The 3,657-nt window shown below is 72.4% G+C and carries 3 protein-coding genes and 1 pseudogene; 3 read left to right on the top strand and 1 reads right to left on the bottom strand.

The window, feature by feature from the left end:
• Both radA and disA read left to right on the top strand, forming a co-directional pair.
• The coding region (radA, locus tag E7Z54_RS14525) for a DNA repair protein RadA (RefSeq protein ID WP_136434861.1) at positions 1 to 1,243 on the top strand (1,243 nt) is incomplete at its 5' end.
• Positions 1,244 to 1,320: 77 nt separating this feature from the next.
• Positions 1,321 to 2,400 (top strand): DNA integrity scanning diadenylate cyclase DisA, encoded by a 1,080-nt coding sequence (disA, locus tag E7Z54_RS14520; protein WP_136434859.1) that lies wholly within the window; start codon positions 1,321 to 1,323, stop codon positions 2,398 to 2,400.
• A 3-nt stretch (positions 2,401 to 2,403) separates the two neighbouring features.
• Here the strand turns inward: disA and E7Z54_RS14515 are convergent, their stop codons facing one another.
• Positions 2,404 to 3,153, bottom strand: a complete 750-nt coding sequence (locus E7Z54_RS14515; protein WP_136434857.1) for a hypothetical protein — start codon at positions 3,151 to 3,153, stop codon at positions 2,404 to 2,406.
• Positions 3,154 to 3,384: 231 nt separating this feature from the next.
• Between E7Z54_RS14515 and E7Z54_RS14510 the strand changes: the two are divergent.
• Positions 3,385 to 3,657 (top strand): annotated as a pseudogene (locus E7Z54_RS14510) (A/G-specific adenine glycosylase); the annotation flags it as partial.

Raw genomic sequence — 3,657 nt, 5'->3', positions numbered from 1 at the left:
CCACGGCTCGGGCGTGCCCGAGCTCGACCGGGTGCTCGGCGGCGGCCTGGTGCCGGGCGCAGCGGTGCTGCTCGCCGGCGAGCCAGGGGTCGGCAAGTCGACCCTGCTGCTCGAGGTCGCGGCCCGCACCGCTCAGCGCTCGCAGCGCACGCTCTACATCACCGGGGAGGAGTCCGCGGCCCAGGTCCGGCTCCGTGCCGACCGCACGAACGCCGTCCACGACGAGCTCTACCTCGCAGCGGAGACGGATCTCGGGGCGGTGCTCACCCACATCGAGGAGACCCGACCACGCATGGTGGTCGTCGACTCGGTGCAGACGATCGGCGCCTCCGGCGTCGAGGGCGTGCCGGGCGGTGTCACCCAGGTCAAGGAGGTCGCCCAGGCGCTGATCCGTGTCGCCAAGACCCGTGACATCACGGTGGTGATGATCGGCCACGTCACCAAGGACGGCGCGATCGCGGGGCCACGCGTGCTGGAGCACCTGGTCGACGTGGTCCTTCACTTCGAGGGCGACCGCGACTCGCGCTTCCGAATGCTCCGTGCCGTGAAGAACCGGTTCGGCCCCGTCGACGAGGTCGGCTGCTTCGACATCGGTCCCGACGGGATCACCACGGTGGAGGATCCCACCGGCATCTTCGTGGAGCGCCACCACGGACGAGTCCCGGGCACGTGCGTGGCGGTCACCATGGAGGGCCGCCGACCACTGCTCGCGGAGGTGCAGGCCCTGGTCACCACCTCGCCGGCGGAGCGTCCGCGCCGGACCACGTCCGGCCTCGACGGCTCGCGTCTGGCCATGGTGCTCGCGGTCCTCCAGCAGCACTGTGGGATCCGGCTCCACCAGCACGACGTCTTCGCCTCCACCGTCGGCGGCGCCCGGCTCACCGACCCGGGCAGCGACCTCGCCGTCGCGGTCGCGCTCGCCTCGGCCACCTTCGTCAGTCCCCCGCCCGCGGGAGTGGTGGCGATGGGCGAGATCGGGCTGTCCGGCGAGCTCCGTCGGGTGCGCGACCTGCCGCAGCGGTTGGCTGAGGCGGCGCGACTCGGTTTCGCGATGGCCGTGGTCCCGGCCGACCCGGGCGCCGCGCAGGGTGTGCGGCGCGGTTCCAGCGACCGGGTGATCGAGGGGATGCGGGTGGTGGAGGCGCCCGACGTGGCCACCGCCCTGCGGCTGCTGCACCTCGATCGACGCACCAAGCACGCCCTGGAGGTCGTCGAGGCCGGATCGAGCGAATCGATCGTGTGAGTGGCGTCGGTCACGGATAAGGTACGAGCGACCGACATCCGCCGGTCACGGATCAGTACCAGCAGGAAGGCACGCGCGTGGTCATCGACCGGTCGGCCGACATCCGGCTCCGCGAGACCCTCGCGCGCATCGCTCCCGGCACGTCACTGCGGGACGGGCTCGAGCGGATCCTCCGCGGCCGCACCGGCGCGCTGATCGTGCTCGGCCACGACAAGCTCGTCGACAGCATCTGCACCGGCGGCTTCGAGTTCGACGTGCCGTTCACCGCCACCGGTCTGCGCGAGCTGGCCAAGATGGACGGCGCGATCATCATCGACAACCAGATCACCCGGATCATCCGGGCCGCTGTCCACCTGATGCCCGACCAGGGCATCCCCTCCGACGAGACCGGCACCCGCCACCGCACCGCGGACCGGGTCGCCAAGCAGACCGGCTTCCCGGTGATCTCGGTGTCGCAGTCGATGCAGATCATCGCCGCCTACGTCGGCGAGACCCGGCACGTCCTGGAGGACTCCGGTCAGATCCTGTCCCGCGCCAACCAGGCCCTGGCGACGCTCGAGCGTTACAAGCTCCGCCTCGACGAGGTCTCGAGCACCCTCTCCGCACTGGAGATCGAGGACCTGGTCACCGTCCGCGACGTCGCCGTCGTCGCGCAGCGCCTGGAGATGGTCACCCGGATCGCCCGCGAGATCGAGGACTACGTCCTCGAGCTCGGCACGGACGGCCGGCTGCTCGCCCTCCAGCTGGAGGAGCTGATCACCGGGGTCGACACCGAGCGCGAGCTGGTGATCCGCGACTACGTGCCGTCCCGCCGTCGCAGCCGCGACCCCAACGAGCTGCTCGTCAAGCTGGAGAACCTCTCGGCCACCGACCTGGTCGATCCTTCCGCGGTCGCCAAGGTCCTCGGCATCGGCACCGGCGAGCACCTCGACGGAGCCGTCGCCCCGCGGGGCTACCGGCTGCTCACCAAGGTCCCGCGGCTGCCGGGCAACGTCGTCGAAGGACTCGTGGACCACTTCGGCACCCTTCAGAAGCTGCTCTCCGCCGGCATCGACGACCTCCAGGCCGTCGAGGGCGTCGGCGAGCTGCGCGCCCGCAGCGTGCGCGAGGGACTCAGCCGGCTGGCCGAGTCGACGATCCTCGAGAGGTACGTGTAGCCCTCAGCGACCGGTGGCGCGGGCCGTCGGCGTCGCCGCCTCGGTCTTCGGAGCCGCCGTCTTCGTCGACTCGCTCTTCGGCGTCACGTAGATCGTCTCCGGCGTGGGCGATGCGAGCGCGAAGTCGGCGACCGTCGGCTCCCCGCCGAGCGCGGCCGCCGCGATCGTGTAGTCACCGGCCCGCACCCAGCGGGTCGCGCGCCGGCAACCCTCCGCGGACTCCCGCGCGTTCCACGTCATCCGGACCACGGTGGGCACGGCGCGTCGTACGACGACCGCCTGGCTCGGCACCACCCGCCGGCAATGCCGGGTGCTCCAGATCTCCTCGTCGCCCCGCGCGATCTTGACAGTGACCCGATCGGGAGCGACCCGCCAGGTGCAGGCCTCGGACTCGGTCGTCTGCAGGGACAGCGCGATGGTCACGTCGCGGCCGGCGACGGCGGCCTTGTCGACGACGGGCGTGACCGAGATGTCGGCGGCGTCGCAGTTGCCCTGCGGCACGGCGAGGGTCGGCGTGGGCGTCGGGGTGGGCTGCGTCCGGGCCTTCCTCCCGGCGGCCGGCGTCGTGACCGCTGTCGTCGTGGCCGTCGTCGACGACGTCATCGTGTCCGACGCCTCGACCTGTGCCCCGGCCTGGGCGGCGACCGGCGTCTCGGTCGACCTGGCATCACTGCCGTCGGTGAGCAGGCTCGCGATCAGGAACACCAGCGAGGCGGCCAGGCCCAGGACGAAGAGCCGGCGCCGCCAGTACACGGCGGGCGGCAGTGGTCCTCGGGGTCCCAGTGGTCCTCGGGGGCCGGGGCGTCCTCGGGTGGCTCGAGGACGCGAGGTCGCGAGGCCGCTGGCGCTGCCGGGGCGACGCGGGGACGACATGGTGGAGACGGTAGCCAGCGCCGGCCGCGGATCCCGGCTGACCCGCCGGGTCCGACCGAAAGTCGCCCCCGTCGCCTGCCGGCAGGTCGCTCGGAGGTGACAATGGCCGCGATGACGACGAGCGAGACGACCTTTGCCGCGACCGCGGCCGGCCTGGTGACTCCGGTCCTGCACTGGTACGACGAGCACGCCCGGGACCTGCCCTGGCGCCGCCCGGACGCGTCCGCCTGGTCGGTGCTGGTCAGCGAGTTCATGCTGCAGCAGACACCGGTCGCGCGGGTGCTGCCAATCCACGACGCATGGCTGCGCCAGTGGCCGACGCCCGCCGCACTCGCGGCGGAGGCCGCGGGCGAGGCGGTCCGCGCCTGGGGCCGACTCGGCTAC

Source organism: Nocardioides sp. (genome assembly GCF_004803405.1).
In the GTDB taxonomy this organism is placed as follows: domain Bacteria; phylum Actinomycetota; class Actinomycetes; order Propionibacteriales; family Nocardioidaceae; genus Nocardioides; species Nocardioides vastitatis.
This window is presented reverse-complemented; position numbering and strand designations above follow the sequence as displayed.